The sequence below is a fragment of the Nocardia sp. NPDC058658 genome, assembly GCF_042716665.1.
Lineage (GTDB): Bacteria > Actinomycetota > Actinomycetes > Mycobacteriales > Mycobacteriaceae > Nocardia.
Genome location: NZ_JBHXRR010000010.1, coordinates 97,236 through 119,741, shown reverse-complemented (window position 1 = coordinate 119,741; position 22,506 = coordinate 97,236). Strand labels below are relative to the sequence as shown.

The following is a 22,506-nucleotide window of genomic DNA, read 5'->3' as shown; positions in this document are numbered from 1 at the left end:
TTATCGAAAAATCGCAATAGATCACACCGGGAGTGTTGGCGCCCGCACTCGCTATCACGGTGGTCTTCGCGACAATCGAGAACATCTACCTGCGGCGACAAGATCGCAGGTCAAGGAAACTGTGGCCTATCACAACACAATCAACAATGCAGTGCGACTGGGACTTTGGTCACATCCGCCGCAGAATTCACCCCGCCCGCAGAATCCGTCCGCGCGATCACCGTGCGGTGGGGACCGCCTGCGCGGTGCGGGCATATTCCGTCGGTGACATCCCGATCTCGGCGGTGAATTCGCGGCTGAAATGCGCCTGGTCGAAATAACCGAGATCGGCGGCCAGTACCGCGAGATCGGGGCGACCGTGGGCGAGCAGGTCGGCCGCGTCCTGCAGCCGGAACCGGCACAGCACCCATTTCGGGCCTGCACCGACGTAGCGGCGGAACAGGCGTTGCAAGGTGCGGATCGGGATCGCGAAACGATCGGTCACCTGGTCCACCCTGGTCAGCTCCGGATCGTCGGCCATCGCGGTGACGATGCGCGTCACCAGTGCGTACTGCGGGTCGTCGGCGCGACCCCGGCCTGCGAAGAACTCTTCGACGACGTCGCGCCTTCGCTCGTCGGAAGGTTCGGCCAGCACCCGTTCGGCCAGTCCCTGCGCCTCGGGCAGCACCGCCGTCAGCGGGGCCGAGTCATCGCGCAGCGCACCGACATCCATACCGGTGAAGGCACCGAAACCGCCTGGAGTGAACCGGATTCCGAAGGTCTCGCCCTCTTGGGCGAGCTCGCGCACATATTTCGTCGTGCACACACCGTTGACGAACCCGCCGGTGCGGGTGGTGCTGCGTTCGAAGGTGACATTCACGCACGGAAACGACAGCACCTGCGCCGAATAGCTGGGCCGACCGCGCAGATCCCACCGCACCACCCAGTACCGGTCCGCGAACTCGGCCAGCGCGGGCCCGACCCCGAGCCTGGTCAGCGACCGGTGCCTGGCCTGCTCGCCCGGGTGCAGAATGCCTTTCACATCATCGAGTTCCGGCGCCGCCGTCATCGCCGGCCGATCTGTCGCGTTCTTACAAGACCGACCGTCCACGACCGCGCAGGATCGTAGTCATGACCAATACCGTTGCGCCCGTTCCGGAGGGCTACCACTCCATCACCTGTTTCCTGGCCGTGCCGGACGCCAACGCGGCCATCGACTTCTACACCGCGGTCTTCGACGCGAAGCTGCTCAGCCGAGCCGACCTGCCCGACGGTCAGACCGCGCACGCCGAACTGCTCATCGGCGATTCCACCCTGCAGCTCGGAATGCCCATCCCCGAAAACAACGTTCGCGCACCGCAGGACTGGGTGCACACCTCGGTGGTGCACTACTGCCCCGATGTGGACGCGGTGATCGCCCGCGCGCTCGAACTCGGTGCCCGCAGCGCCGAGGAGCCGCAGACCTTCGTCACCGGCGACCGCTTCGGCGTGGTGATCGACCCGTTCGGCCACCGCTGGGCGGTGATCACCCGCGTCGAGGACGTCTCCAGAGAGGAAGCCGACCGCCGCGTCGCCGTCTGGATGGCCGAGCAGGCTTAGCCACGCACGAGATTCGCTCACCGACCGCGCGACCCTCGCATCCGAGCAGCATGTCCGTGATCCGGCAGGTAGCTCGGGTGCGAGGCGGCTCAACTCCCATGACGAGGGCATGGTCAGGACAGCCCCGCGGCGTCCATGCCGCGCAGCTCCTTCTTCAGGTCGGCGATCTCGTCGCGTAATCGGCCCGCCAGCTCGAACTGCAGTTCGCGGGCCGCGTTCATCATCTGCGCGGTGAGTTCGGTGACCAGGGCCGCCAATTCGGCCCGTGGCATCGACTTCACGTCACGTTCGGCGTAGATGCCCGCGCTGGCCCGCCCCGGCTCACCTTGGGCGCGTCTGCCACGGCTGGCATTGCGGCCCGAACCGCCGACGGCCACCTCGTCCTCGGCCTCCGTGTACACCTGATCGAGGATGTCGGCGATCTTCTTGCGCAGTGGCTGCGGGTCGAGGCCGTGTTCGGTGTTGTAGGCGATCTGCTTGGCCCGGCGACGGTCGGTCTCCTCGATCGCGTGCTTCATCGAGTCGGTGATCTTGTCCGCGTACATGTGCACTTCACCGGACACGTTGCGCGCGGCGCGGCCGATGGTCTGGATGAGGCTGGTGCTCGATCGCAGGAAACCTTCCTTGTCGGCGTCGAGAATCGCGACCAGGGAGACCTCGGGCAGGTCGAGGCCCTCGCGCAGCAGGTTGATGCCGACCAGCACGTCGTATTCGCCCAGGCGCAACTGCCGGAGCAGTTCGACGCGGCGCAGCGTGTCGATCTCGGAGTGCAGGTACCGGACCTTCACGCCGAGGCCGAGCAGGTAGTCGGTGAGGTCCTCGGACATCTTCTTGGTGAGCGTGGTGACCAAGACCCGCTCGTTGCGCTCGGAGCGCTCCCGAATCTCGTGCACGAGGTCGTCGATCTGGCCCTTGGTGGGCTTGACCACGACTTTCGGATCGACCAGGCCGGTCGGGCGAATGACCTGCTCGACCACCTCACCGCCGACCTGACCCAGCTCGTAGTTGCCGGGCGTCGCCGACAGATACACCGCCTGACCGATCCGCCCGGCGAACTCTTCCCAGGTCAGTGGGCGGTTGTCGACGGCAGAGGGCAGCCGGAAGCCGAAATCGACAAGGTTGCGCTTGCGCGACATGTCACCTTCGAACATGCCGCCGATCTGCGGCACCGTGACGTGCGATTCGTCGATCACCAGCAGGAAATCGTCGGGGAAGTAGTCGAGCAGCGTGGCAGGCGCCGAACCGGCCGGACGCCCGTCGATGTGACGCGAATAGTTCTCGATGCCCGAGCAGAACCCGACCTGACGGATCATCTCCAGGTCGTATTCGGTGCGCATGCGCAACCGCTGCGCTTCCAGCAGCTTGCCCTGGCGCTCGAATTCCTCCAGCCGCGCGGCCAGCTCGGCTTCGATATCGGCGACCGCCCGCTCCATCCGCTCCGGCCCCGCCACATAGTGGGTGGCCGGGAAGATGCGGGCCGAATCGACCTGTCGCACAACATCACCGGTGAGTGGGTGCAGGTAGTACAGCGCCTCGATCTCGTCACCGAAGAACTCGATGCGGATCGCCAGCTCCTCGTAGGACGGGATGATCTCTACGGTGTCGCCGCGCACCCGGAACGAGCCACGGGTGAACGCCATGTCGTTGCGGGTGTACTGCACGTCGACGAGCAGCCGCAGCAACGCGTCGCGGTCGATCTCGCCGCCGACCTCGAGCTGCACCGACCGATCCAGGTACGACTGCGGAGTGCCGAGACCGTAGATGCACGACACCGACGCGACCACCACGACATCGCGACGCGAGAGCAGACTCGAGGTCGCCGAGTGCCGCAACCGCTCGACGTCGTCGTTGATCGAGCTGTCCTTCTCGATGTAGGTATCGGTCTGAGCGATGTAGGCCTCGGGTTGGTAGTAGTCGTAGTACGAGACGAAGTACTCGACCGCGTTGTTGGGCAACATCTCGCGCAGTTCGTTGGCCAACTGCGCGGCGAGGGTCTTGTTCGGGGCCATCACCAGCGTGGGCCGCTGCAGCTTCTCGATCAGCCACGCGGTGGTCGCGGACTTACCGGTACCGGTGGCGCCGAGCAGGACGACGTCCTTCTCCCCCGCGTTCACCCGGCGTTCGAGCTCGGCGATGGCCGCGGGCTGGTCGCCTGCGGGCGAATACTCGCTGACCACCTCGAATCGGGCGCCCGTACGCTCGATCGTGCCGACGGGCCGGTGTTCGGAATGGGCGAGCGGGTGCCCCCGGTCTTCGTACCCTTCCGTCGGGATCTCGGTCGCAAATGCCATGGATCCAGCTTAGGCGCGACCACTGACACATTCGGGTCCGGCGAAAGTCCTCGGGCGCGGACCCGGCCCACAGCCGGTAGATTCTGCCCTCATGACGCAGGCATCCACCGTGCACGTGCATCCACCCAAGGTCGAGTACTTCGACGTCGCGGCTCAGACGAACACCGACCCCAAGGGTTTCGTGCGGCCGGTGGAGATCTACCGCGAACAGCCGTGGGGGGTGTACATGGGGCGCCACTCCGATCACGTGAGCTTCCACTACCTGGAGTCGTGGATTCTGCCCGAGCTGTCCTTGCGGGCCTCGAAACTGCACTACAACCCCGGCATCGAGAAGTGGCAGGACGTCTATGTCGACGTCGGCGCGTTCACCTGGGAGTCGCCGACGCTGATCAAAGGGGTCGACCACTACCTGGACCTGCTCGTGCGCACCGGACGCGATGTCCGCCTCGTGGACGTCGACGAACTGATGGCCGCCCACTCGGCGGGCCTGCTCGATTCCGCGCACTGTCAGACCGCGATCGAGAACGCGACCGTCGCGGTCGACGGCATCGCCGCCAACGGCTACAACTTCGAGGACTGGCTGGCCACCCTCGGCATGACGCTGACCTGGCGCTGAAACGACGAACCGCCCGCACCCACGCGGGTACGGGCGGTTCGAACAGCTCGGATCAGCCGGCCGACAGGCTCGGGAACAGATCCGCGAGCCCGCCGCCGCACGACGCGCTGCCGGTGTTGCCCGCCTCGCCGACGGTGACCGTGATCGAGTCGCTGATCAGCAGCTGACGCGCCTCGAGCTTGTGCTGGCCCGCTGTGGTCGGCTTCCACGTGATGCTCACCGTGCCCGACAGCAGCGACGGCGACACCGGGCTGCCCGGGATGTCCTGGCCGTTGTCGGTGAACTTCACCGAGGTCAGTCGGTCGACCTCGACGCTCGCGGTCAGCTTGTAGCTACAACCGACCTTGTGGTCGGTTCCGGCCACGCCGAGATTGCCGACCCAGGCCGAGGCCTGCGGAGCGGCGAGCACGATGGTGGCGGCGACGGCGCCGAGTGCGGTGATGCCGAAGCCCGCACGGCCGAACTGACGGTGATGTGTTGTCATACGCGCTACAACTTCCCTGTGAATCGAGTCACCGTGTAGTGACTTCGCACAACTTACACAGGGCAGCACGGCGCGCGGACAGTTTCCGAAACATCAATGTTTAACAGATTGGTATCCGGTTCACGCGCGGGCGCGGGCCCACTCGGTGACCACGGGATAGACCGCGTCGAACCACGGTTCCTTCACCCCGTAGTAGGCCTCACCGGCCGCGTCGACGGCCAGATCCGCCGCGGCGATCTCGGCCCCACGCTTGACGGCCAGGTACTCCGCCCGGGCGCTGTCGGTGGCTCGCAACCAGTCCCGCAGGTCGAGCGCGAACCGCTGTCCCGGCGAATCCTGCACGCGCAGATGGATATTGGCCGGTCGGCCGGGATCGGCGTTGCCGTGCAGGCGTTTTCCCCACAGCGCGAGGTCGGTGCCGTCGGGGTCGCCCGGGGTCGGCTTCGGATTGTCGTGCGTCACTTGCTCAGCCAGGGGGAATCCGGCCGCCGTCAGCGCGTCGGCCAGCGATTCGGCGGTCGTCAGGTCGGCGACCGTCACCTGGATATCGATGATGTCCTTGGCGGGCAGGCCATGCACCGCGGTCGACCCGACGTGGTCGATGCGCACCGCCGACGCACCGCAGGCGAGATGCAGTCGCGCGATGATCCTGCGCGCCTGCACATCCCACTCCGGATCGGTGACGAGGCGGTACTCGGCGCGCGCGCGAATGCCCTCGCGCTGATTGCGTTCGAACGGCACCAGCCGCTGCTCCCACAGCCGACGAACCTGCTCCTGCACCTTTTCTGGCGCACCGTTGTTGTCCAGCCACACATCGGCGACCGCGCGACGCTGCTCGTCGGTGGCCTGCGCGGCGATCCGCACCCGTGCATCGGCCTCGGCCACCCCTCGGTGTTCGACGAGCCTGCGCAGCCGGGTCTCCTCTTCGGCGCCGACCACCACTACGAGCTGCATCAGCGGCGCCAGCCCGTTCTCCACCAGCAACGGAACATCCTGCACCACAACGGCATCCGCGGCGGCATCCCCGATCAACTCCGCGGTGCGGGCACCGACCAGCGGGTGGGTGATCGCGTTGAGCTTGCCCCGCGAGACATCGTCGGCGAAGGCGATCGCGGCCAGCGCGGGCCGGTCCAGGCTCCCGTCGGGGCTCAGGATTGCCTCGCCGAACTCCTCGACCAACGCGGCCAGCCCCGGCGTACCCGGCGCGACGACCTCGCGGGCGATCGCGTCGGAGTCGACGAGTACCGCTCCGAGCTCGACCAGTGTCCGCGCCACTGTGGACTTACCCGCTCCCATGCCTCCGGTGAGGCCGATCCGCAACATGGGCCCAGTCTCGCATCCCGGCCGCCGGGTCGGGGCACCTACCGCGACACGCCCACGCAGGCAAGGGCGGAAGGTCCCGAACCGGGCGCGTCGCGTGGACTAATCTTCGCCGAGGCGAGAGAGACCGCACGACCACCGGAGGATGATCATGGGTACCAGGAACCACCGCGCGGCTCGCCACCGCCTCGGCATGCCCGGCGGTGTGCACTGCATCGAATTCCCCGCTGTAGCAGCGACTTTGGCCGAATACCAGCGCTCCTGGTTCGCCACCCTGCTCTCCCCCGCCAGACACAGCTTCGCCGCGATGCGCAAACGGCCGAGCATGGCCGCCGCTTACTGGTCGCCCACCGCCGCTGCCGCGAACTGATCGGTTCGCCCGGCACCGTCGCGAGCTCATTGCGCACTCACTCTCGACCGGACGTTCGGCGCGCCGAGTCCAGGTCATGAACTGGTCAGCGCCCGGCGTCGCCCTGAGGTTCGCTACGTCGACGTGACTCAACGCGGCGGGCCCATCGCTGGCGCCCGACGTAGCCACCGCTATCGACATTCACCCGTCGTCGAACCCACCCTTTGTCCGAAAGCCGACGAAGGGCGGTCGTGTCCGCGAAAAGGTCGACGGCCCGAAAAGGCCGAAGGCCCCGGTCCGTGTGGACCAGGGCCTTCGGTACTGCAGTTGTCGATTCAGGCGTCAGCGCTGAATCAGGCGTTGCCGGAGAGCTTCTCCCGCAGAGCCGCGAGCTGGGCATCGCTGGCCAGCGAGCCGCCCGTGGTCTCGGCCGGACCGGAGGTGGACGCAGGAGCGGCGCCACCGGTCTCGGAGGAGTAGTTGCCCGCGACGGGACCACCAGCGGCGGCCTCGGCGGCAGCGTCGGCTGCCATCTTCTCCATCTGAGCAGTGTGCATCTTGTGGCGACGCTCGGCCTCGGCGTAACGGCCTTCCCACTCTTCACGCTGCTTGTCGAACCCGTCGAGCCACTCGTTGGTGTCGGGGTCGAAGCCTTCGGGGAAGATGTAGTTGCCCGCATCGTCGTAGCTGTCGGCCATGCCGTACTTCGACGGGTCGAACTCGGCGTTGTAGTCCTCGTTCGCCTGCTTCAGCGACAGCGAGATACGACGACGCTCGAGGTCGATGTCGATGACCTTGACCATGGCGTCGTCGCCGACGGCCACAACCTGGTCCGGGACCTCGACGTGGCGCTCGGCCAGCTCGGAGATGTGGACCAGGCCCTCGATGCCCTCTTCGACGCGCACGAAGGCACCGAAGGGAACCAGCTTGGTGACCTTGCCGGGCACGATCTGGCCGATGGCGTGAGTCCGGGCGAACTGACGCCACGGGTCTTCCTGGGTCGCCTTGAGCGACAGGGAGACGCGCTCGCGGTCCAGATCGACGTCGAGAACCTCGACGGTGACCTCGTTGCCGACCTCGACAACCTCGGACGGGTGGTCGATGTGCTTCCAGGACAGCTCGGAGACGTGCACCAGGCCGTCGACGCCGCCCAGGTCCACGAAGGCACCGAAGTTGACGATGGAGGACACGACGCCCTTGCGGACCTGGCCCTTCTGGAGCTGGTGCAGGAATTCGCTGCGGACCTCGGACTGGGTCTGCTCGAGCCAGGCGCGACGCGACAGGACCACGTTGTTGCGGTTCTTGTCGAGCTCGATGATCTTGGCCTCGATCTCCTTGCCGACGTACGGCTGGAGGTCGCGGACACGACGCATCTCGACGAGCGAGGCGGGCAGGAAGCCACGGAGGCCGATGTCGAGGATCAGGCCGCCCTTGACGACCTCGATGACGGTGCCCTTGACGGCCTCGTCCTTCTCCTTGAGCTCCTCGATCGTGCCCCACGCGCGCTCGTACTGCGCCCGCTTCTTGGACAGGATCAGGCGGCCTTCTTTGTCCTCCTTGGTGAGGACAAGAGCCTCGACCGCGTCGCCCACGGAAACGACCTCGTTGGGGTCGACGTCGTGCTTGATGGAGAGCTCGCGGGAGGGGATGACGCCTTCGGTCTTGTAACCGATGTCCAGCAGGACCTCGTCACGATCGACCTTGACGATGGTGCCTTCGACGATGTCGCCATCGTTGAAGTACTTGATCGTTGCGTCGATGGCGGCCAGGAAGTCCTCGGCGGAGCCAATATCGTTAATGGCTACCTGCGGCGAGGTGACGGTGGTGGGCATATGTGGGTTTGCTCCGGACGGATTGTGGTCGGTTGCGGACATTGGATCTTTCGGTACGCTGCGAATCACCGCGACGACGCGACGAAGGGATACCGGTAAAGTATCGCACGGACCGTCGCACTTGCCGCTGATCGAATTCAGCGTCCCTCTACAGCGTGCATCAGCGTACGCGACCGGCGCGGAGCCGGGCAAACCACCCCCCACCCCACGCCGATACCCTGTTGGCCGTGTCCGACGACGAACGCCACGCGCAGGCCAACGCGCTGCTGGGTACCTCAGCGACCACCCGAACCAAGATCGACTCGCGCGACAGCGAGCGGGCGAATCGGCGCTGGTGGGACGCCGACGCCGAGCAGTACCACCAGACCCATGCGGACTTCCTGGGTGTGGACTCCCCCGGTGGCGAGTTCGTGTGGTGCCCGGAGGGGCTGCACGAGGGTGACATGGGCTTCCTCGGCAACATCGTCGGCAAGAGCATTCTGGAAATCGGGTGCGGTTCGGCGCCGTGTTCGCGGTGGCTGGCCGGACACGGCGCGTTCCCGGTGGGGCTCGATGTGTCGATGGGGATGCTCGAGCGTGGGGTGGCCGCGATGGATCAGGGTGGACCGCGGGTCCCCTTGGTTCAGGCGGGGGCCGAGGCGTTGCCGTTCGCGGACGCGTCGTTCGACCTGGCCTGCTCGGCGTTCGGTGGGGTGCCGTTCGTCGCCGACTCGGCGTTGGTGATGCGCGAGGTGGCGCGAGTTCTGCGGCCCGGTGGGCGCTGGGTGTTCTCGGTGAACCATCCGATGCGCTGGATCTTCCCCGACGATCCGGGCGAGGCGGGCCTGACCGCCACGATCCCCTATTTCGACCGCACTCCTTATGTAGAGGTCGACGCCGACGGTGTGCCGACCTACGCCGAGCACCATCGCACGATCGGTGACCGGGTCCGCGAGATCGTCGGCGCAGGCCTGCACCTGGTCGACATCGTCGAACCGGATTGGCCCGAATGGCTCGACCGCGAATGGGGTCAGTGGTCGCCGCTGCGCGGGCGGATCTTCCCCGGCACCGCCATCTTCATCGCCGAGAAGCCGTAGAAGTCCGGCGCCTCAGAAGTCGGGCAGCGCCGCGAAGGACGGGTCGACGCGCACGTTCGGCACCGTGTCGGCGACCCAGCGGCGCGCTCTGGTCAGGGCGTGGTGCGGAAACGCGTCGTCGAAGCGGACGTCGTCGGACAGGAGAAAGGGCAATCGGCCGCGCAGTCCGGGAGCATAGGGATGCGGCGGGCACATCTCGTCGCGACGGAACCGCCGACCGATCGTGGTCTCCCGCGCGCCGGGCACCCCGGTTTCCGGGCAGATGATCTGGAACACCGCCGAACACCGGTCCTTGGGCACCACGATCGACGCCGCGAAAACGAGTTCGCCCCGCGGCCCCGGCAGTTGCGTCTTCTCCACCCGCAGCAACGCGGGCAACTGGTCGACCCACACCACGAATGCCTCGATCAGGCACCCGGTTCGCGCATGGTGCTCGGCCAGCCGCCTGCGCAGCCGTTTCAGGTCGTCCAGCCGCGCGGGCAGGTCGGGCCTGCCGCTGACATAGTTCAGCGCGACGACGTCACGAGTGGCCGGATTCCCCCAGGTCGTGTCGTCCAACTGTTGCATTCCAGGAATGTCGAACGAGATGGGCACCGGATCAATTTACCGGCGGTGTCGAGTTCGGTTGTCCCGCTGGGTGGTCCGGCGCGTCGGTCAGGCGGATACGCGCTCCTCGACCAGGTCGACGATCCACGATTGGTGACTCGTCACCATTGCGCGGCTGCGCGGGGTCGCCAGCACGGTGGCCAAGGCGGCGCGGAACGCCTCAGCGGTGGGGCGGTCGTCGAAATCGAGGTCGACGAGGACTCGTTCCGGTGCGCCGTCGACGCGACCGACACGGTAGGTGCGCACGCCGTTGTCGGCGCGGAACCGCTCGTACTGGTCGAAGGCGGACTTCCATTCGTCGTAGTCGCGAACGGTGTTGTCGATGTGCAGGGTTGTGGTCATGGTGGCCTCCGACGTCGTGCGATTGGGTACCTCGATCATCGGCCGGTCACGGGCATCACCGACATCCCTGATCCTGGGGGTTTTCCGCCGTAGGCTGGAGGCGTGCCGAGTACTGTGGCCGACCGGATCGGCCGTGTGTGCCAGACCGCGCACTCCGCCAAACGACTGCGCGAACTCGTCCTGGCCGAGATCCGGGCGACGATCCCGTTCACCGGTCACGTCTTCGCGCTCACCGACCCCGTCACCGCGGTCGCGACGGCCCCGCTCGCCGATGTGCCCGGCCTCGATTTCGGCCTCCTGCCGGACCTGATCCGCGCCCGCTACCTCACCCCACTGAATCGCTGGGACACGGTGCGCGGCACCGGCGCCCACTCCTTGCTGGTCGCCACCGAGGGCACACCGGACCGATCCCTGCTGTGGCGCACCGCGCAGCGCGATCTCGGCATCACCGACTCCGCCATCGTCACCTTCGCCGACCGCTACGGGTCCTGGGGATTTCTCGAACTGCTCCGCTATACCGAGTCCCCTTTCACCACAGGAGAACTCGATGCGCTCGGCACGCTGACGACCACCGTCACCGCGGGCCTGCGCCGTGCCGTCGGCGCCACCTTCGTCGAATCCGACGCGCAACTCCCCGCATTGGGCCCCGCAGTCGTCCTGCTCGACAACACCTTGCGTGTGCGGTCCCAGACCGCGGCCGCCGCGGACTCCCTACTGCGTCTCCTCCCCCCGGAGGAACCGATTCCCCCCGTCCCCGCCTCGGTCTACAACGTGGCCGCGACCCTCCTCGCCGCCGAGGCAGGTACCCCGCTCGGCCCCGCCACCTCCCGCATCCACCTGGGCGGCAACCGCTGGCTCACCGTGAAAGCCGACCGCCTCGGCCCTGACATCGCCGTAGCCCTCGAGCCGAGCACCGCCATCGAACGCCTCGATCTGTTCGCCCGAGCCCACGCCCTGTCCACCCGAGAATCCCAGGTCCTGACCCTGCTGGCGACCGGCCTCGACTCCCACGAACTGGCAGCCGAACTCTTCCTCTCCGAACACACGATCAACGACCACGTCAAAGCCATCCTCGCCAAGTCCGGCACCCGAACCCGCCAGCGCCTGCTGTCACGCGTCCTCGGGGTCGGCTAGTCCCGCTTGGGTTTTCGGCCCGCCTGTTCCAGAGCAAGGCGTAAGGCGTATTCGATTTGGGAGTTGACGCTGCGCAGGTCGTCGGCCGCCCACTTGGCGATTGCCTCGTGGACGGCCGGGTCGAGCCGCAGCAGGATCTTTTTGGGGTCCTTCTTCGGCTGGGTCATGGGGGCTCAGGAGTAGAGGGATCCGGTGTTGACGACCGGTTGGGTGGCGCGGTCGCCGCAGAGGACGACGAGGAGGTTGGAGACCATGTTGGCCTTGCGTTCCTCGTCGAGTTCGACGGTGCCCTGTTCGGCGAGGCGGTCGAGCGCCAGCGCGACCATGCCGACGGCGCCTTCGACGATCTGGGTGCGGGCGGCGACGACCTGGGCGGCCTGCTGGCGTACGAGCATGGCCTGGGCGATCTCGGGGGCGTAGGCGAGGTGGGTGATGCGGGCTTCGACGACCTCGATACCGGCGGTGAGGGTGCGTTCGCGCAGCTCGACGGTGAGTTCCTCGGCTACTTCGGCGCCGTCGCGCAGGCTGGTGCGCGAGTCGTCGTGGGCGTCGTAGGGGTGGGTGGTGGCGAGGTGGCGGACGGCGGCCTCGGACTGGGTGGCGACGTATTCCTCGTAGTCGTCGACGGCGAAGGCGGCTTTGAAGCTGTCGACGACCTTGTAGACGACGACGGCCGCGATCTCGACGGGGTTGCCGTCGGCGTCGTTGACCTTGAGCTTCTGGGTTTCGAAGTTGCGCACCCGCAGGGAGATGGACTTGCGATCGGCCAGGGGGACCACCGAGAAGAATCCGGGGTCGCTGACCGAGCCGATGTAGCGGCCGAAGAAGGTGACGACCTTGGCCTCGTTGGGGTTGACGATGGTCAACCCGGTGGCGAGCAAGAAGACGACCATGACCGCCACGAAGGCAGTGACCGCGCCGATCCAGGCCAGTGCGCCCCCGTCGTTCTTGGTGGCGGAAATGAATGCGAGGACGGCAGCGGCCCCCAACAGCAGGGTGGCCACCAGCCACCCCAGCAAGACGACGAATCCGTTGACGCGGAATGCGGACCGGAGCTCCATGACATCCTCCCGATATCTGAGTGATATCACCAAGATAGTAGATATCGGGAGGACGAGCAAGGGGCGTCAGGCGATGTTGCGGTTGGCCCGGAACATGTTGTGCGGGTCGTACTTCGCTTTCGCCGCCGCCAGCCAGCGGTAGGTGTCCGCGGAGTATCCGGCCGCGGTCTGGGCCGAGTCCGCCGCGCCGCCCGCGCCGTAGAGGAACGCGAGACTGTGCCCGATCATCCATGGGGACAGGGCTTCTCGCACCGCCGCCAGCCCCTCGGGCGCGGAGTCCCCCTCGCCGGGGCCGGTGATGACCCGCACGATGTAGTCGGCATCGCGATGGTCGATCGACGCCGGACCACCGTGCCGGAGGGCGCCGCCGAGGTGACGGATATCGACGACGGCGTCGACCTGGCCGCCCGGCGCCGTCAACGCGCGCAGCGCGGACAGACCCTCCGGCGTCAACTCCGAAAGTAGCGCGTTCGTCGCGGCATAGGCGTGCGGGAAGGGCGGATCACTGTGGATGGTGTGCGATTCGACGTAGGGCATCATGCGCAGGTCGTCGCGCAGCCGGGGCCCGATCTGCCGCAGCGGCGCGGCCCACCGCTCGCCTTCCTCCTGCGGCCCGTCGAAGGCGATCCGGATCGAGGCGACGTGGCGGCCACGCAAGGATTCCGGCATGGCATCGACGTCGGGGTAGGTCACCATCGCGATCGTGGAGGTCAGTTCGGTCGGCACGGTCGCGGTCCAGGCGCGCCACGTTTCGAGTGCCGCGTCGACCAGTGACGCATCGAAAACTAGCTGACCACCGTAGATTTCGGCGACCGGCACGAGATCGAGTTCGAGCCCGGTCACCACCCCGAAGTTGCCGCCGGAGCCCAGTACCGCCCCGAACAGTTCGTCCGCGGGGGTGAGGGTGCGCATTCTGCCGTCGGCGGTCACCAGGTCCAGCGACCGCACATGATCTGCGGCATAACCGAATTCACGCGCCAACAGCCCCAGCCCACCGCCGAGTACGTACCCGACCATCCCCACCGACGGCGACGACCCGTTCAACGGTGCCAGCCCGTACCGAGCGGCCGCCTCGACCAGCGCGCCGGCGCGAACCCCGGCACCGCTGCGGGCGGTGCGTGCCCGCGGGTCGATGGTGATGACATCCATCCGCTTGGTCGTGATGAGTACCCCACCGTCAGAAGCCACCGACAGACCGTGGCCCGTCGCCTGCACGGCCACCGGAAGGCCTTGTCGCGCTGCGTATTCCACCGCAGCACGCACGTCCTCGGCGTGCACAGCGCCGACCACCAGCGCGGGGGCGTGCGAATAGGCGGTCTGGAAGCCGGCGATCTCCTCGGCATAACCAGCGTCGTCAGGGCGGAACACGGGACCAGTGAAGGTTGCGGTATCGGTCATGCTTCGACTGTGCTCCGCGCCCTGAAATAAGTACAACAGATAGTTGTTCTAGTACCTATAATCAGTAGTTATGGAACTGCGGCAGCTGCGGTACTTCGTGACAGTGGTCGACGAAGGCGGCTTCACTCGCGCCGCCGAGCGCTTGCACCTCACCCAGCCGGGACTCAGCACCCAGATTCGACAGCTCGAACGCGAACTCGGACAACCCCTCCTCGACCGGGGAGCGCGGAGCGTGACACTCACGGAGATCGGCGCCGCCGTACTCACCCACGCGCGTGCCGCACTGGCCGCCACCGACCGGATCGGCCAGACGGTGCAGGAGTTCACGGGGTTGCTGCGCGGACAGGTTCGACTGGGCATGATCTCCGGGGCGGCGTCCGAGATCTTCGATGTCGCGGGGGTTCTCGCCGATTTCCACCACGATCATCCGCATGTCGGCATCAGCCTCACCGAGGACACCGCCGAACGCATGATCGCCGCACTCGAACACGACGAACTCGACATCGCACTGACCGGATTGACCGGCGCGCCACTGGGTTCCGGCATCGACCTACAGGTGATCCTGGAGACGCGGCTCGTCGCCGCTGTCGCGCGCCAGGCCCCGATCGACCCCGCGGGCACGATCACCTTGGCGGCACTGGCCGACCACCGCCTCATCTGCCTCACCCGAGGCACCGGCCTGCGCGGAATCTTCGAACGATCCTGCACCGCAGCGGGTTTCACACCGAACATCGCCTTCGAAGCCGCCGCTCCCCCACTGCTGCTCCAACTGGCAGCACGCGGTCTGGGAACCGCGATCGTGCCCGCCCTCACCCCCGCCGAAGCCGACGCCTTCGCCGTGCGAACCCTCGACATCGTCGACCCCACCATCCACGGCCGCCTTGCTCTCGCCTGGCGCACCGACCCCGCACCCAGCCCGGCCGCGAAGGTGCTGCTCGGCCAATTGCGCATCGCCTTCGGTAGTGGCGCGCACGGATGACCCGTGACTCGTCAGCGGTCTTGTCGCCGTGCCGCTGACGTCGACGCAGGCGTCAGCGCTACGCTTCGGTTAACCGATGAAGGAGAGCTCGACCAGGACGAGGAAGGGCGTGCGTGGTGGAGTCGACTACTGCTGCGAAACTGCAAGAGCTGCGGGCAAACCTGGCGGCGGCGCGGGAACCGGCGGGGGGTGCGGGGATCGCCAAGCGGGCGGCGAAAGGAATTCCCAGCCCGCGCGAACGCATCGAAATACTTCTCGACCACGGCAGTTTCACCGAGATCGGCGCGCTGGTGAAGCAACCGGGCGCGGCCGACGGACTCTACGGTGACGGCGTGGTCACCGGGCACGGCCGGATCGACGGGCGCCCGGTGGTGGTGATCGCCCACGACCAGACCGTGTTCGGCGGGTCGGTGGGTGAGATGTTCGGGCGCAAGGTCGCCATGGCGATGGATCTGGCGGCCGATATCGCGTGCCCGTTCGTGGCGATCAACGACTCCGGCGGCGCCAGGGTGCAGGACGCGGTCACCTCGCTGGCCTGGTACGCGGAGATGAGCAGGCGCCAGACCCGGCTGTCCGGGGTGGTGCCGCAGGTATCGATCATGTTGGGCAAATGCGCTGCGGGCGCGGTGTATTCGCCGATCAACACCGATGTGCTGATCGCGACCGAGTCGGCGTACATGTTCGTCACCGGTCCCGAGATCATCCGCGAGACCACCGGTGAGGAAGTGACCCTCGACGAGCTCGGCGGCGCGTTCAACCAGGCCCACAACGGCAACATCCACCACGTGGCGACCGACGAGAAGGCTGCGTTCGAGTGGGCGCGAACGTATTTGAGCTTCATGCCGTCGAACTGCTACGAGCGGGCACCGATGGTCAACCCCGGTCTGGAACCGGAGCTCACCGACTCCGATCGCGAACTCGATTCGCTCATCCCGGATTCCGACCGCATGGGTTACGACATGTACGAAGTCCTGATGCGGATCTTCGACGACGGCGAGTTCCACGAGATCGGCGACGGTGCCGCCCGCAATCTGATCACCGGTTTCGCGCGGGTCGACGGGCGCACTGTCGGGGTGGTCGCCAATCAGCCGCTGGTGGCCAGCGGTGCGATCGACGCGCGTGGGTCGGACAAGGCCGCCCATTTCATCCGGCTCTGCGACGCGTTCGACATTCCGCTGGTGTTCGTCGTCGACACCCCGGGCGTGCTGCCGGGGGTCGAGGAGGAGAAGATCGGCGTGATCAAGCGCGGTGGGCGGTTCTTCTACGCGGTGGTCGAGGCGACCGTGCCGATCGTCACCGTCGTGGTGCGCAAGGCCTACGGCGGCGGGTACGCGGTGATGGGGTGCAAGCAGCTCGGCGGCGATATCAACCTCGCCTGGCCCACCGCGCGGATCGCCGTGATGGGCGCCGAAGCCGCGATCGGCCTGACCCAGCGCAAGCAGCTCGCCGCCGTCCCCGAAGCCGAGCGGCCCGTGGTGCGGCAGCAGATGGTCGACTTCTACAACGCCGCCGTGGCCACCCCGTGGATCGCCGCCGAACGCGGCTACATCGACGCGGTGATCGAGCCGTCGACCACCCGCCTGGAAATCCGCAAAGCCCTGCGCCTGCTCGGCGGCAAACAGGTCGAGCAAGCCCCGCGCAAACACCGGCTCATGCCGTTGTAGGCCGCTCCCCGACGACAAGCGCGCACGCTTGCGCGTAACCACGGACCAGTGGGCGCTTGTCGTCGCGGCGCCAGGCCAGCGCGAGTTCACAGGGGCTGATGCCGGTCACCGGCCTGGTCACCACACTGTCGCGTGCTACCAGCGGCGCGTTGCCGGTGGCGAGCAGGACTACGCCGTCGCCGTTGACCAGCGCCTCGTAGGTTTCCTCGGTGCTCGACACTTCGGCGCCGATGATCGGTGGATGCCCGGCGCGCGCGTCGAGCGCGAGCCAGTAGTCACGTAACACTCCCGCCGACTTCGGCAGCGCGAGAAAGGGTTCGGCGAGCAGGTCGGCGAAGTCGATGCTCTCGCGCGCGGCGAGGCTGTGCGACTGCGGCAGCGCGACGAGCCGGGGTTCGCTCGCGACCACCAGCCAGTGGTAGCGGTCGCTGTCGATCAACGGCAGCCACACGTAGGCGACGTCGGTGGATCCCTCGGCCAGGCCCGCCGTCGGGTCGTCCCAACCGACCAGCCGCAGCACCGGTTTCGCGTGCGGAAACGCGGTGGTGAACCGGGAGCGCACGGCGGGCAGGATGCCACGGCCCGGGCTGGTGCTGATCCCGATCGCCAGGGCGGCTCCCTGGGTGGCCTTCGCCGACTCCACCGCCGCCTCGCCCATTTCCCAGGTCGCGAGCAGGCGCAGCGCGTGCGGCAGCAGGGCCGCACCGACCGGAGTGAGCGCGACGGAGCGGGAATCGCGAACGAAAAGCTCCGCGCCGAGCTGTGTTTCGAGTTTGCGGATCTGTTTGCTGAGGGCGGGCTGCGAGACGTACAGCGCATCGGCGGCGGCGGTGAAGCTCAGGTGGTCGGCCACCGCGACGAAGTACCGCAGGTCGCGTCCGTGCACATCCATAACCATTGGTTATCACAGCGGGTCTTGGACTTCCATCTGGACGCGACGGCAGGATCGAGGACGAAACATCAACGGACACAAGGAGAACCTGATGAGCGTCCCGCAGATCTGGCTGGTCACCGGTGCGAGCAGCGGCTTCGGCCGGGCCATCGCGCAGGCGGCGATCGACGCGGGCGACATCGTCGTCGCTGTCGCCCGCCGCACCGCCGCCCTCGACGATCTGGTCGCCGCGCACCCCGATCAGCTCGAGGCGATCGCCCTCGATGTCACCGACATCGCCCGCATCGACGAGGTCGTCGCCGATGTCGTGGCCCGCCACGGCCGCATCGACGTGCTGGTCAACAACGCGGGCCGCACCCATGTCGGCGCTGTCGAGGAGACCACCGAGGACGAACTGCGCGCACTGTTCGACCTGCACCTGTTCGGCCCCGCCGCGCTCACCCGCGCCGTGCTGCCACACATGCGCGAGCAGCGCGGCGGTGCGATCGTGCAGATGAGCAGCGTCGGCGGCCAACTGTCCTTCGCCGGATTCTCCGCCTACAGCGCGACGAAATTCGCGCTGGAAGGGTTGTCGGAGGCGCTGGCCGCCGAGGTGGCGCCGTTCGGGATCAAGGTGCTGATCGTCGAACCCGGCGCCTTCCGCACGGGCCTGTTCGGGCCAGGCGCGGCCGCGTTCAGCCCCGAATCCGATGTCTACGCCGACACCTCCGGCGCCACCCGCCGCATGGTCGAGGGCGGCGACGGCACCCAGCCCGGTGACCCGGCCAAGGCTGCCACCGCGATTCGCGCCGCCCTCGCCGCGGACAAGACGCCGCTGCGCCTGCCGCTCGGCTCCGACGCGGTCGATGCCGTTCTCGATCACCTCGACGCCGTTCGCGAGGACGTACTCACCTGGGAAAAGGTCTCGCGCGACACCACTTTCGACGAGAGCTGAGGCACCGATAGACGTGGGCCGGGTGCCGGCTCACGTCATCGGGTATCGGCCGGAACACCTTGTGTCACAGAAGCACTCGCCGTCGATCGCCGAGCGAATTCACGGACCAGCAGGTAGACCGGAAAGACGATGGGCGACAACAGAATCGTGCCGACCAGCACCGGCCCCATCAGCAACGGATGAATACCCCGCTCCCGGCTGTCGAGATAGATCCACCGCCCCAGGAACAGATCCCAGGCGATGATCTGCGCCCACAGCGCGGTCAGCACGGCGGGATCAGCGGCGGCATCGGTGATCGCGTCCAGCGACGGCGAGGTCACCAGGGACCAGATCGGTCCGAGAACCGGGATCGCCACGATGGCCCAGATCACCAAGGGCACCAACACAATCCACGGCGACGAAATGATGGTGCGGGTCCAGCGCCAGGTCGGCGCGAAGATCATCAACGCCCAGAACGGCACCGTGACAAAGAAGACCAGATCGAACAGCGTGCTCATGCGGTCACTACCTTTCGGGCACCGGTCGCGCTCGCAACCGAGATCAACACTCCGACAACAACTCCGGTGACGATCACCGCCGCGGCGGTCAGCGTCGCCTGATCGGGGTGGATCAACGGTTGACCTCGCAATGCCTGCCAGGTGACCAGCGCGAGGACTGCCGCGTAACCCGCCGACGCGGTGATGATCAACCCCAGCCGAACCCGCACCGACCGCAGCAGCGGAATCCGCGGTGCCAGCAAGACCAGCAGAGCGGCGAGCAACGGCAACAACTGCAGCGCGTGCATGCCGACGAAGTGCGGAATCCGCAGGTCACCGTCGGTGGTGCTCCACCCGGTCAGCGGCATACCGGGCGTGCCGTCGGATGCTCCGACAGTGTGGGCGCCGACGATCCCCTCGACGCCGGATTCCTGCTGTGGCATCAGATTTCCCAGTGCCAAGCCGACCAGCGTGATCGCGATGCCGAGACGGATCGACCACGTGATCGATGCGTCGCCGAGACGTGCGCGCATCAGGCCGATGCCGATCACCAGGGTTGCCAGGAACAGGATGACGATGCTGGATCCCATGATCACCCAGAGCACCCCGTCGAAGGTGGTGGTCGTGTTGTAGTGACTGCGCGTCCCGCGGATCACCTGCCCGAAGATGATCACCTGCTCGATCACCCCGGTCACCACGATCACCGTGGCCATCCGCGAAGCGAGCCGAGAGAGTTTGGGCCGCAACGACATCAACCAGGCCAGTGCCACGCTGTAGAGCACGAACGAGATCGCGAACTTGGTCGGCTTGAACCAGGCGGTCGACCCGGCGATCACCCGGTCGTCGACCAGCATCCCGATCACGCCGACCACCACGAGCACGGCGTTGACGGCGGCGAAATACATCAGCGGTCGATGGAGCGGGGCGTTGGGGCGGGGCAGCGAGGGGGCGGTCAGGACTGACATGAGAATCTCCCAGAGATAGATAGTTATACTATCCGTTATGGATAGCTAGACTATCCGCTATGGGAGGCGTAGGCAAGGGGTACGAACGAAATCGGAGGTAACAGTGCGGATCTCGGAGTTGAGCGAACGCAGCGGCATCGCGGTGGCGACCATCAAGTACTACCTGCGCGAGGGCCTGCTCCCCGCGGGCGTTCGCACCAGCCCCAACCAGGCCAGCTACGGCGAAGACCACCTGCGCCGATTGCGCCTGATCCGCGCGTTGATCGAGGTGGGCGGAATTCCGGTTGCCACCGTCTCCGATGTGCTCGACGCGATCGACTCCCCCGAGACCCCGCTGTTCCGCGTGCTCGGAGTGGCGCAGGACAGCGTGTCGCCCCCCGTGCCCGCCGTGCACGACGCCGAATGGGATCGCGCGCTCCAGGCCGTGCGCGCGGAGATGGACCGGCGCGGCTGGAGCCAGCACCACAGCCTCGAGGCCGTCGACAATCTCGCCAGTGTGGTCGCTCGGCTGGCACAACTGGGGTACGGGGACTGGGCCACCACCGCGATGCCGAGCTATTTCGACGGCGCGCGAGTGGTCGCGGAAAGCGACGTGTCGGCCGCGCTGTCGGCCGGTGACCGCGACGATATCGTCGACGCGGTCGTCGTGCTCACGGTCCTCGGCGACACCGCGCTGGCCATCATCCGCCGCATCGCCCAGGCGCAGGTTTCGATGGAACGGCTGAAACCCACCTCGTGAACGCGAAGACGGCCCCGCGATTCGCGAGGCCGTCTTGTCGTTGCCGAGATCTCAGAGCAGGCGCGAGAGGAAGGCCTGCGTCCGCTCGTGCTGTGGGTTCGCCAGCAGCTCACGCGGCGGACCCGACTCCACCACCACACCGGCGTCCATGAACACCAGCTCGTCGGCGACCTCGCGGGCGAAGCCCATCTCGTGCGTCACCACCAGCATCGTCATGCCCGAATCGGCCAGCTCCCGCATGACCGCGAGAACTTCACCGACCAGCTCGGGGTCCAGTGCCGAGGTCGGCTCGTCGAACAGCATCAGCTTGGGATCCATCGCCAGTGCTCGCGCGATGGCCACCCGCTGCTGCTGACCACCCGACAGTTGCGCCGGGTAGGCATTGCGCTTGGCCGACAGACCGACCCGCTCGAGGAGTTCCTCTGCCCGCGCGATCGCCTCGGACTTCGAGATCCCGCGCACCTGGATCGGCGCCTCGATCACGTTCTCCAGCGCCGTGCGGTGCGGGAACAGGTTGAAGTGCTGGAACACCATGCCGATATCGCGACGCTGCAGCGCGGCGTCGCGTTCGTGCATCTCGTAGAGCTTGCCGTTCTTCTCCCGGTAGCCGACGAGATCGCCGTCGACGTAGAGCCGACCGGCATTGACCTGCTCGAGGTGGTTGATGCAGCGCAGGAACGTCGACTTGCCCGAGCCCGACGGCCCGACCAGCGTGAGCACCTTGCCGCGGTTCACTTCCAGGGAGATGCCCTTGAGAACCTGCAGCGCCCCGAAGTTCTTGCACACCCGATCCGCCAGCACCATCGGCGGAACTGCGACTTCTGGTTCGGTCATTTCGCCTTCACCGCCGCCTGCGCCGTGGCCAGTTCCTGCAGCTGCTTGGCCGTCAGCTGCCGGGTGGCACCGCGCGAGTAATAGCGTTCCAAGTAGTACTGGCCGACCATGAGGATGCTGGTGATCGCCAGGTACCAGGTGGCACAGACGAGCAGCAGCGGGATCGGCTGGAAGTTCACGCCGTAGATGTCGCGCGCCCGGCCGAACAGGTCGGTGCTCAACGGAATCGCGGTGACCAGCGAGGTCGTCTTCAGCATGCCGATCAGCTCGTTGCCGGTGGGCGGGATGATCACCCGCATAGCCTGCGGCAACACGGTGCGACGCATGGTTTGCGTCCACGACATGCCCAGCGCCACCGACGCCTCACGCTGACCCTCACCGACGGAGTTGATGCCCGCGCGCACGATCTCGGCCATGTACGCGGCCTCGTTGAGACCCAGGCCGATCACCGCGAACAGGAACGCGGCCTGCATGTTCTGCACATCGAAGTGGAAGAACTGCGGACCGAACGGCACGCCGAGATCGATCTGCTTGTACAGCGATGGCACCAGGCCCCAGAAGACCAACTGCACATATACCGGGGTGCCGCGGAAGATCCACAGGTAGATCCACGCGGCTGTGCGCAACACCGGATTCGGCGACAGGCGCATCACGGCGAGCACCGTGCCGAGACCCACGGCGATCGCCATCGCGAGCACGGTGAGTTCCAGGGTGACGATCGCGCCCTGGGTGATGCGCTTGTCGAACAGGTACTTGCCGTAGGTGTCCCACTTGTAGGCGGGATTAGTGGCAGCGCCGTAGACGAACAATCCCACCAGGATCAGGATGATTGCCGCCGCGATCCAGCGGCCCGGCCTGCGCAGCGGGACCGCTTTGATCGGTTCGGGTTCGATGCCCGGTCCGGGCACCTCCACCGTGTCTTTGTTCTCTGTCACG

The 22,506-nt window shown here is 67.0% G+C and carries 24 protein-coding genes; 9 read left to right on the top strand and 15 right to left on the bottom strand.

All coding sequences use genetic code 11. The features are described 5' to 3' along the window. Positions 1–217: 217 nt before the first annotated feature. Complete coding sequence (locus ACFWUP_RS17055; RefSeq protein ID WP_379235238.1) at positions 218–1,048, bottom strand: helix-turn-helix domain-containing protein; 831 nt, start codon at positions 1,046–1,048, stop codon at positions 218–220. Positions 1,049–1,110: 62 nt separating this feature from the next. Here ACFWUP_RS17055 and ACFWUP_RS17050 point away from each other — a divergent pair, with 62 nt between their 5' ends. Continuing rightward, on the top strand, positions 1,111–1,578 hold the full coding sequence (locus ACFWUP_RS17050; protein WP_379235236.1) for a VOC family protein: 468 nt from the start codon (positions 1,111–1,113) through the stop codon (positions 1,576–1,578). A gap of 113 nt (positions 1,579–1,691) precedes the next feature. Here the strand turns inward: ACFWUP_RS17050 and uvrB are convergent, their stop codons facing one another. Next, entirely contained in the window at positions 1,692–3,869 is a 2,178-nt protein-coding gene (uvrB, locus tag ACFWUP_RS17045) for an excinuclease ABC subunit UvrB (RefSeq protein ID WP_379235234.1), read from the bottom strand. A gap of 91 nt (positions 3,870–3,960) precedes the next feature. On the opposite strand from uvrB, the gene ACFWUP_RS17040 reads away from it, so the two are divergent. After that, positions 3,961–4,485, top strand: coding sequence for a DUF402 domain-containing protein (locus ACFWUP_RS17040; protein ID WP_379235232.1), 525 nt, complete (start codon positions 3,961–3,963; stop codon positions 4,483–4,485). A gap of 52 nt (positions 4,486–4,537) precedes the next feature. On the opposite strand, the gene ACFWUP_RS17035 is transcribed toward ACFWUP_RS17040, so the two are convergent. Next, positions 4,538–4,969 carry a hypothetical protein gene (locus ACFWUP_RS17035; RefSeq protein ID WP_379235230.1) on the bottom strand — a complete coding sequence of 144 codons (432 nt, stop codon included), beginning with the start codon at positions 4,967–4,969 and terminating at the stop codon, positions 4,538–4,540. A 120-nt stretch (positions 4,970–5,089) separates the two neighbouring features. Beyond that, positions 5,090–6,292, bottom strand: coding sequence for a dephospho-CoA kinase (gene coaE, locus ACFWUP_RS17030; protein ID WP_379235228.1), 1,203 nt, complete (start codon positions 6,290–6,292; stop codon positions 5,090–5,092). Positions 6,293–6,440: 148 nt separating this feature from the next. On the opposite strand from coaE, the gene ACFWUP_RS17025 reads away from it, so the two are divergent. Further along, positions 6,441–6,659: a hypothetical protein gene (locus ACFWUP_RS17025; protein ID WP_379235226.1), complete on the top strand. Its 219-nt coding sequence runs from the start codon at positions 6,441–6,443 to the stop codon at positions 6,657–6,659. Between the two features lie 332 nt (positions 6,660–6,991). On the opposite strand, the gene rpsA is transcribed toward ACFWUP_RS17025, so the two are convergent. Then, positions 6,992–8,470, bottom strand: coding sequence for a 30S ribosomal protein S1 (gene rpsA / locus ACFWUP_RS17020; protein WP_379235224.1), 1,479 nt, complete (start codon positions 8,468–8,470; stop codon positions 6,992–6,994). 227 nt (positions 8,471–8,697) lie between these two features. Between rpsA and ACFWUP_RS17015 the strand changes: the two genes are divergently transcribed. After that, the gene (locus ACFWUP_RS17015) at positions 8,698–9,546 is read left to right on the top strand and encodes a class I SAM-dependent methyltransferase (protein ID WP_379235222.1); all 849 of its coding nucleotides are present in this window, start codon (positions 8,698–8,700) and stop codon (positions 9,544–9,546) included. 12 nt (positions 9,547–9,558) lie between these two features. On the opposite strand, the gene ACFWUP_RS17010 is transcribed toward ACFWUP_RS17015, so the two are convergent. Continuing rightward, entirely contained in the window at positions 9,559–10,140 is a 582-nt protein-coding gene (locus tag ACFWUP_RS17010; RefSeq protein ID WP_379235220.1) for a hypothetical protein, read from the bottom strand. Between the two features lie 60 nt (positions 10,141–10,200). Next, positions 10,201–10,494, bottom strand: coding sequence for a hypothetical protein (locus tag ACFWUP_RS17005; protein WP_379235218.1), 294 nt, complete (start codon positions 10,492–10,494; stop codon positions 10,201–10,203). Between the two features lie 102 nt (positions 10,495–10,596). Here ACFWUP_RS17005 and ACFWUP_RS17000 point away from each other — a divergent pair, with 102 nt between their 5' ends. Next, positions 10,597–11,628, top strand: coding sequence for a response regulator transcription factor (locus ACFWUP_RS17000; RefSeq protein ID WP_379235216.1), 1,032 nt, complete (start codon positions 10,597–10,599; stop codon positions 11,626–11,628). On the opposite strand, the gene ACFWUP_RS16995 is transcribed toward ACFWUP_RS17000, so the two are convergent. The 3 genes from ACFWUP_RS16995 to ACFWUP_RS16985 form a co-directional block, all read right to left on the bottom strand. Beyond that, on the bottom strand, positions 11,625–11,795 hold the full coding sequence (locus ACFWUP_RS16995; RefSeq protein ID WP_379235214.1) for a toxin-antitoxin system HicB family antitoxin: 171 nt from the start codon (positions 11,793–11,795) through the stop codon (positions 11,625–11,627). The genes ACFWUP_RS17000 and ACFWUP_RS16995 overlap by 4 nt on opposite strands. Before the next feature lie 6 nt (positions 11,796–11,801). After that, positions 11,802–12,689, bottom strand: a complete 888-nt coding sequence (locus ACFWUP_RS16990; RefSeq protein ID WP_379235212.1) for an SPFH domain-containing protein — start codon at positions 12,687–12,689, stop codon at positions 11,802–11,804. A gap of 66 nt (positions 12,690–12,755) precedes the next feature. After that, a complete protein-coding gene (locus tag ACFWUP_RS16985; RefSeq protein ID WP_379235210.1) occupies positions 12,756–14,087 on the bottom strand; it encodes an FAD-binding oxidoreductase in 1,332 nt (443 codons plus the stop codon). Positions 14,088–14,157: 70 nt separating this feature from the next. Between ACFWUP_RS16985 and ACFWUP_RS16980 the strand changes: the two genes are divergently transcribed. Both ACFWUP_RS16980 and ACFWUP_RS16975 read left to right on the top strand, forming a co-directional pair. Beyond that, on the top strand, positions 14,158–15,066 hold the full coding sequence (locus ACFWUP_RS16980; RefSeq protein WP_379235208.1) for a LysR family transcriptional regulator: 909 nt from the start codon (positions 14,158–14,160) through the stop codon (positions 15,064–15,066). 116 nt (positions 15,067–15,182) lie between these two features. Further along, positions 15,183–16,730 carry an acyl-CoA carboxylase subunit beta gene (locus ACFWUP_RS16975; protein ID WP_379235421.1) on the top strand — a complete coding sequence of 516 codons (1,548 nt, stop codon included), beginning with the start codon at positions 15,183–15,185 and terminating at the stop codon, positions 16,728–16,730. Here the strand turns inward: ACFWUP_RS16975 and ACFWUP_RS16970 are convergent. Further along, positions 16,717–17,622, bottom strand: coding sequence for a LysR family transcriptional regulator (locus ACFWUP_RS16970; protein WP_379235206.1), 906 nt, complete (start codon positions 17,620–17,622; stop codon positions 16,717–16,719). The two genes, ACFWUP_RS16975 and ACFWUP_RS16970, sit on opposite strands and share 14 nt — an antisense overlap. 91 nt (positions 17,623–17,713) lie before the next feature. On the opposite strand from ACFWUP_RS16970, the gene ACFWUP_RS16965 reads away from it, so the two are divergent. Then, positions 17,714–18,556: an oxidoreductase gene (locus tag ACFWUP_RS16965; RefSeq protein WP_379235204.1), complete on the top strand. Its 843-nt coding sequence runs from the start codon at positions 17,714–17,716 to the stop codon at positions 18,554–18,556. 35 nt (positions 18,557–18,591) lie between these two features. Here ACFWUP_RS16965 and ACFWUP_RS16960 read toward each other — a convergent pair whose 3' ends face one another. Both ACFWUP_RS16960 and ACFWUP_RS16955 read right to left on the bottom strand, forming a co-directional pair. Beyond that, positions 18,592–19,053: an ABA4-like family protein gene (locus ACFWUP_RS16960; protein ID WP_379235202.1), complete on the bottom strand. Its 462-nt coding sequence runs from the start codon at positions 19,051–19,053 to the stop codon at positions 18,592–18,594. Next, positions 19,050–19,997 carry a hypothetical protein gene (locus tag ACFWUP_RS16955; protein WP_379235201.1) on the bottom strand — a complete coding sequence of 316 codons (948 nt, stop codon included), beginning with the start codon at positions 19,995–19,997 and terminating at the stop codon, positions 19,050–19,052. Before ACFWUP_RS16955 ends, ACFWUP_RS16960 begins: the two co-directional genes overlap by 4 nt. A gap of 103 nt (positions 19,998–20,100) precedes the next feature. Between ACFWUP_RS16955 and ACFWUP_RS16950 the strand changes: the two genes are divergently transcribed. Next, positions 20,101–20,736, top strand: a complete 636-nt coding sequence (locus ACFWUP_RS16950) for a MerR family transcriptional regulator (RefSeq protein WP_379235199.1) — start codon at positions 20,101–20,103, stop codon at positions 20,734–20,736. 51 nt (positions 20,737–20,787) lie between these two features. Here ACFWUP_RS16950 and ACFWUP_RS16945 read toward each other — a convergent pair whose 3' ends face one another. Continuing rightward, positions 20,788–21,540, bottom strand: coding sequence for an amino acid ABC transporter ATP-binding protein (locus ACFWUP_RS16945; RefSeq protein WP_379235419.1), 753 nt, complete (start codon positions 21,538–21,540; stop codon positions 20,788–20,790). Between the two features lie 26 nt (positions 21,541–21,566). Beyond that, positions 21,567–22,505, bottom strand: a complete 939-nt coding sequence (locus ACFWUP_RS16940; protein ID WP_379235197.1) for an ABC transporter permease subunit — start codon at positions 22,503–22,505, stop codon at positions 21,567–21,569. Position 22,506: the final 1 nt, after the last annotated feature.

Coding starts and splice junctions, on each gene's coding strand:
- ACFWUP_RS17055 (WP_379235238.1), bottom strand. CDS start 1,048: ATGACGGCGGCGCCGGAACTCGATGATGTGAAAGGCATTCTGCACCCG.
- ACFWUP_RS17050 (WP_379235236.1), top strand. CDS start 1,111: ATGACCAATACCGTTGCGCCCGTTCCGGAGGGCTACCACTCCATCACC.
- uvrB (WP_379235234.1), bottom strand. CDS start 3,869: ATGGCATTTGCGACCGAGATCCCGACGGAAGGGTACGAAGACCGGGGG.
- ACFWUP_RS17040 (WP_379235232.1), top strand. CDS start 3,961: ATGACGCAGGCATCCACCGTGCACGTGCATCCACCCAAGGTCGAGTAC.
- ACFWUP_RS17035 (WP_379235230.1), bottom strand. CDS start 4,969: ATGACAACACATCACCGTCAGTTCGGCCGTGCGGGCTTCGGCATCACC.
- coaE (WP_379235228.1), bottom strand. CDS start 6,292: ATGTTGCGGATCGGCCTCACCGGAGGCATGGGAGCGGGTAAGTCCACA.
- ACFWUP_RS17025 (WP_379235226.1), top strand. CDS start 6,441: ATGGGTACCAGGAACCACCGCGCGGCTCGCCACCGCCTCGGCATGCCC.
- rpsA (WP_379235224.1), bottom strand. CDS start 8,470: ATGCCCACCACCGTCACCTCGCCGCAGGTAGCCATTAACGATATTGGC.
- ACFWUP_RS17005 (WP_379235218.1), bottom strand. CDS start 10,494: ATGACCACAACCCTGCACATCGACAACACCGTTCGCGACTACGACGAA.
- ACFWUP_RS16995 (WP_379235214.1), bottom strand. CDS start 11,795: ATGACCCAGCCGAAGAAGGACCCCAAAAAGATCCTGCTGCGGCTCGAC.
- ACFWUP_RS16990 (WP_379235212.1), bottom strand. CDS start 12,689: ATGGAGCTCCGGTCCGCATTCCGCGTCAACGGATTCGTCGTCTTGCTG.
- ACFWUP_RS16985 (WP_379235210.1), bottom strand. CDS start 14,087: ATGACCGATACCGCAACCTTCACTGGTCCCGTGTTCCGCCCTGACGAC.
- ACFWUP_RS16980 (WP_379235208.1), top strand. CDS start 14,158: ATGGAACTGCGGCAGCTGCGGTACTTCGTGACAGTGGTCGACGAAGGC.
- ACFWUP_RS16970 (WP_379235206.1), bottom strand. CDS start 17,622: ATGGATGTGCACGGACGCGACCTGCGGTACTTCGTCGCGGTGGCCGAC.
- ACFWUP_RS16965 (WP_379235204.1), top strand. CDS start 17,714: ATGAGCGTCCCGCAGATCTGGCTGGTCACCGGTGCGAGCAGCGGCTTC.
- ACFWUP_RS16960 (WP_379235202.1), bottom strand. CDS start 19,053: ATGAGCACGCTGTTCGATCTGGTCTTCTTTGTCACGGTGCCGTTCTGG.
- ACFWUP_RS16955 (WP_379235201.1), bottom strand. CDS start 19,997: ATGTCAGTCCTGACCGCCCCCTCGCTGCCCCGCCCCAACGCCCCGCTC.
- ACFWUP_RS16945 (WP_379235419.1), bottom strand. CDS start 21,540: ATGGTGCTGGCGGATCGGGTGTGCAAGAACTTCGGGGCGCTGCAGGTT.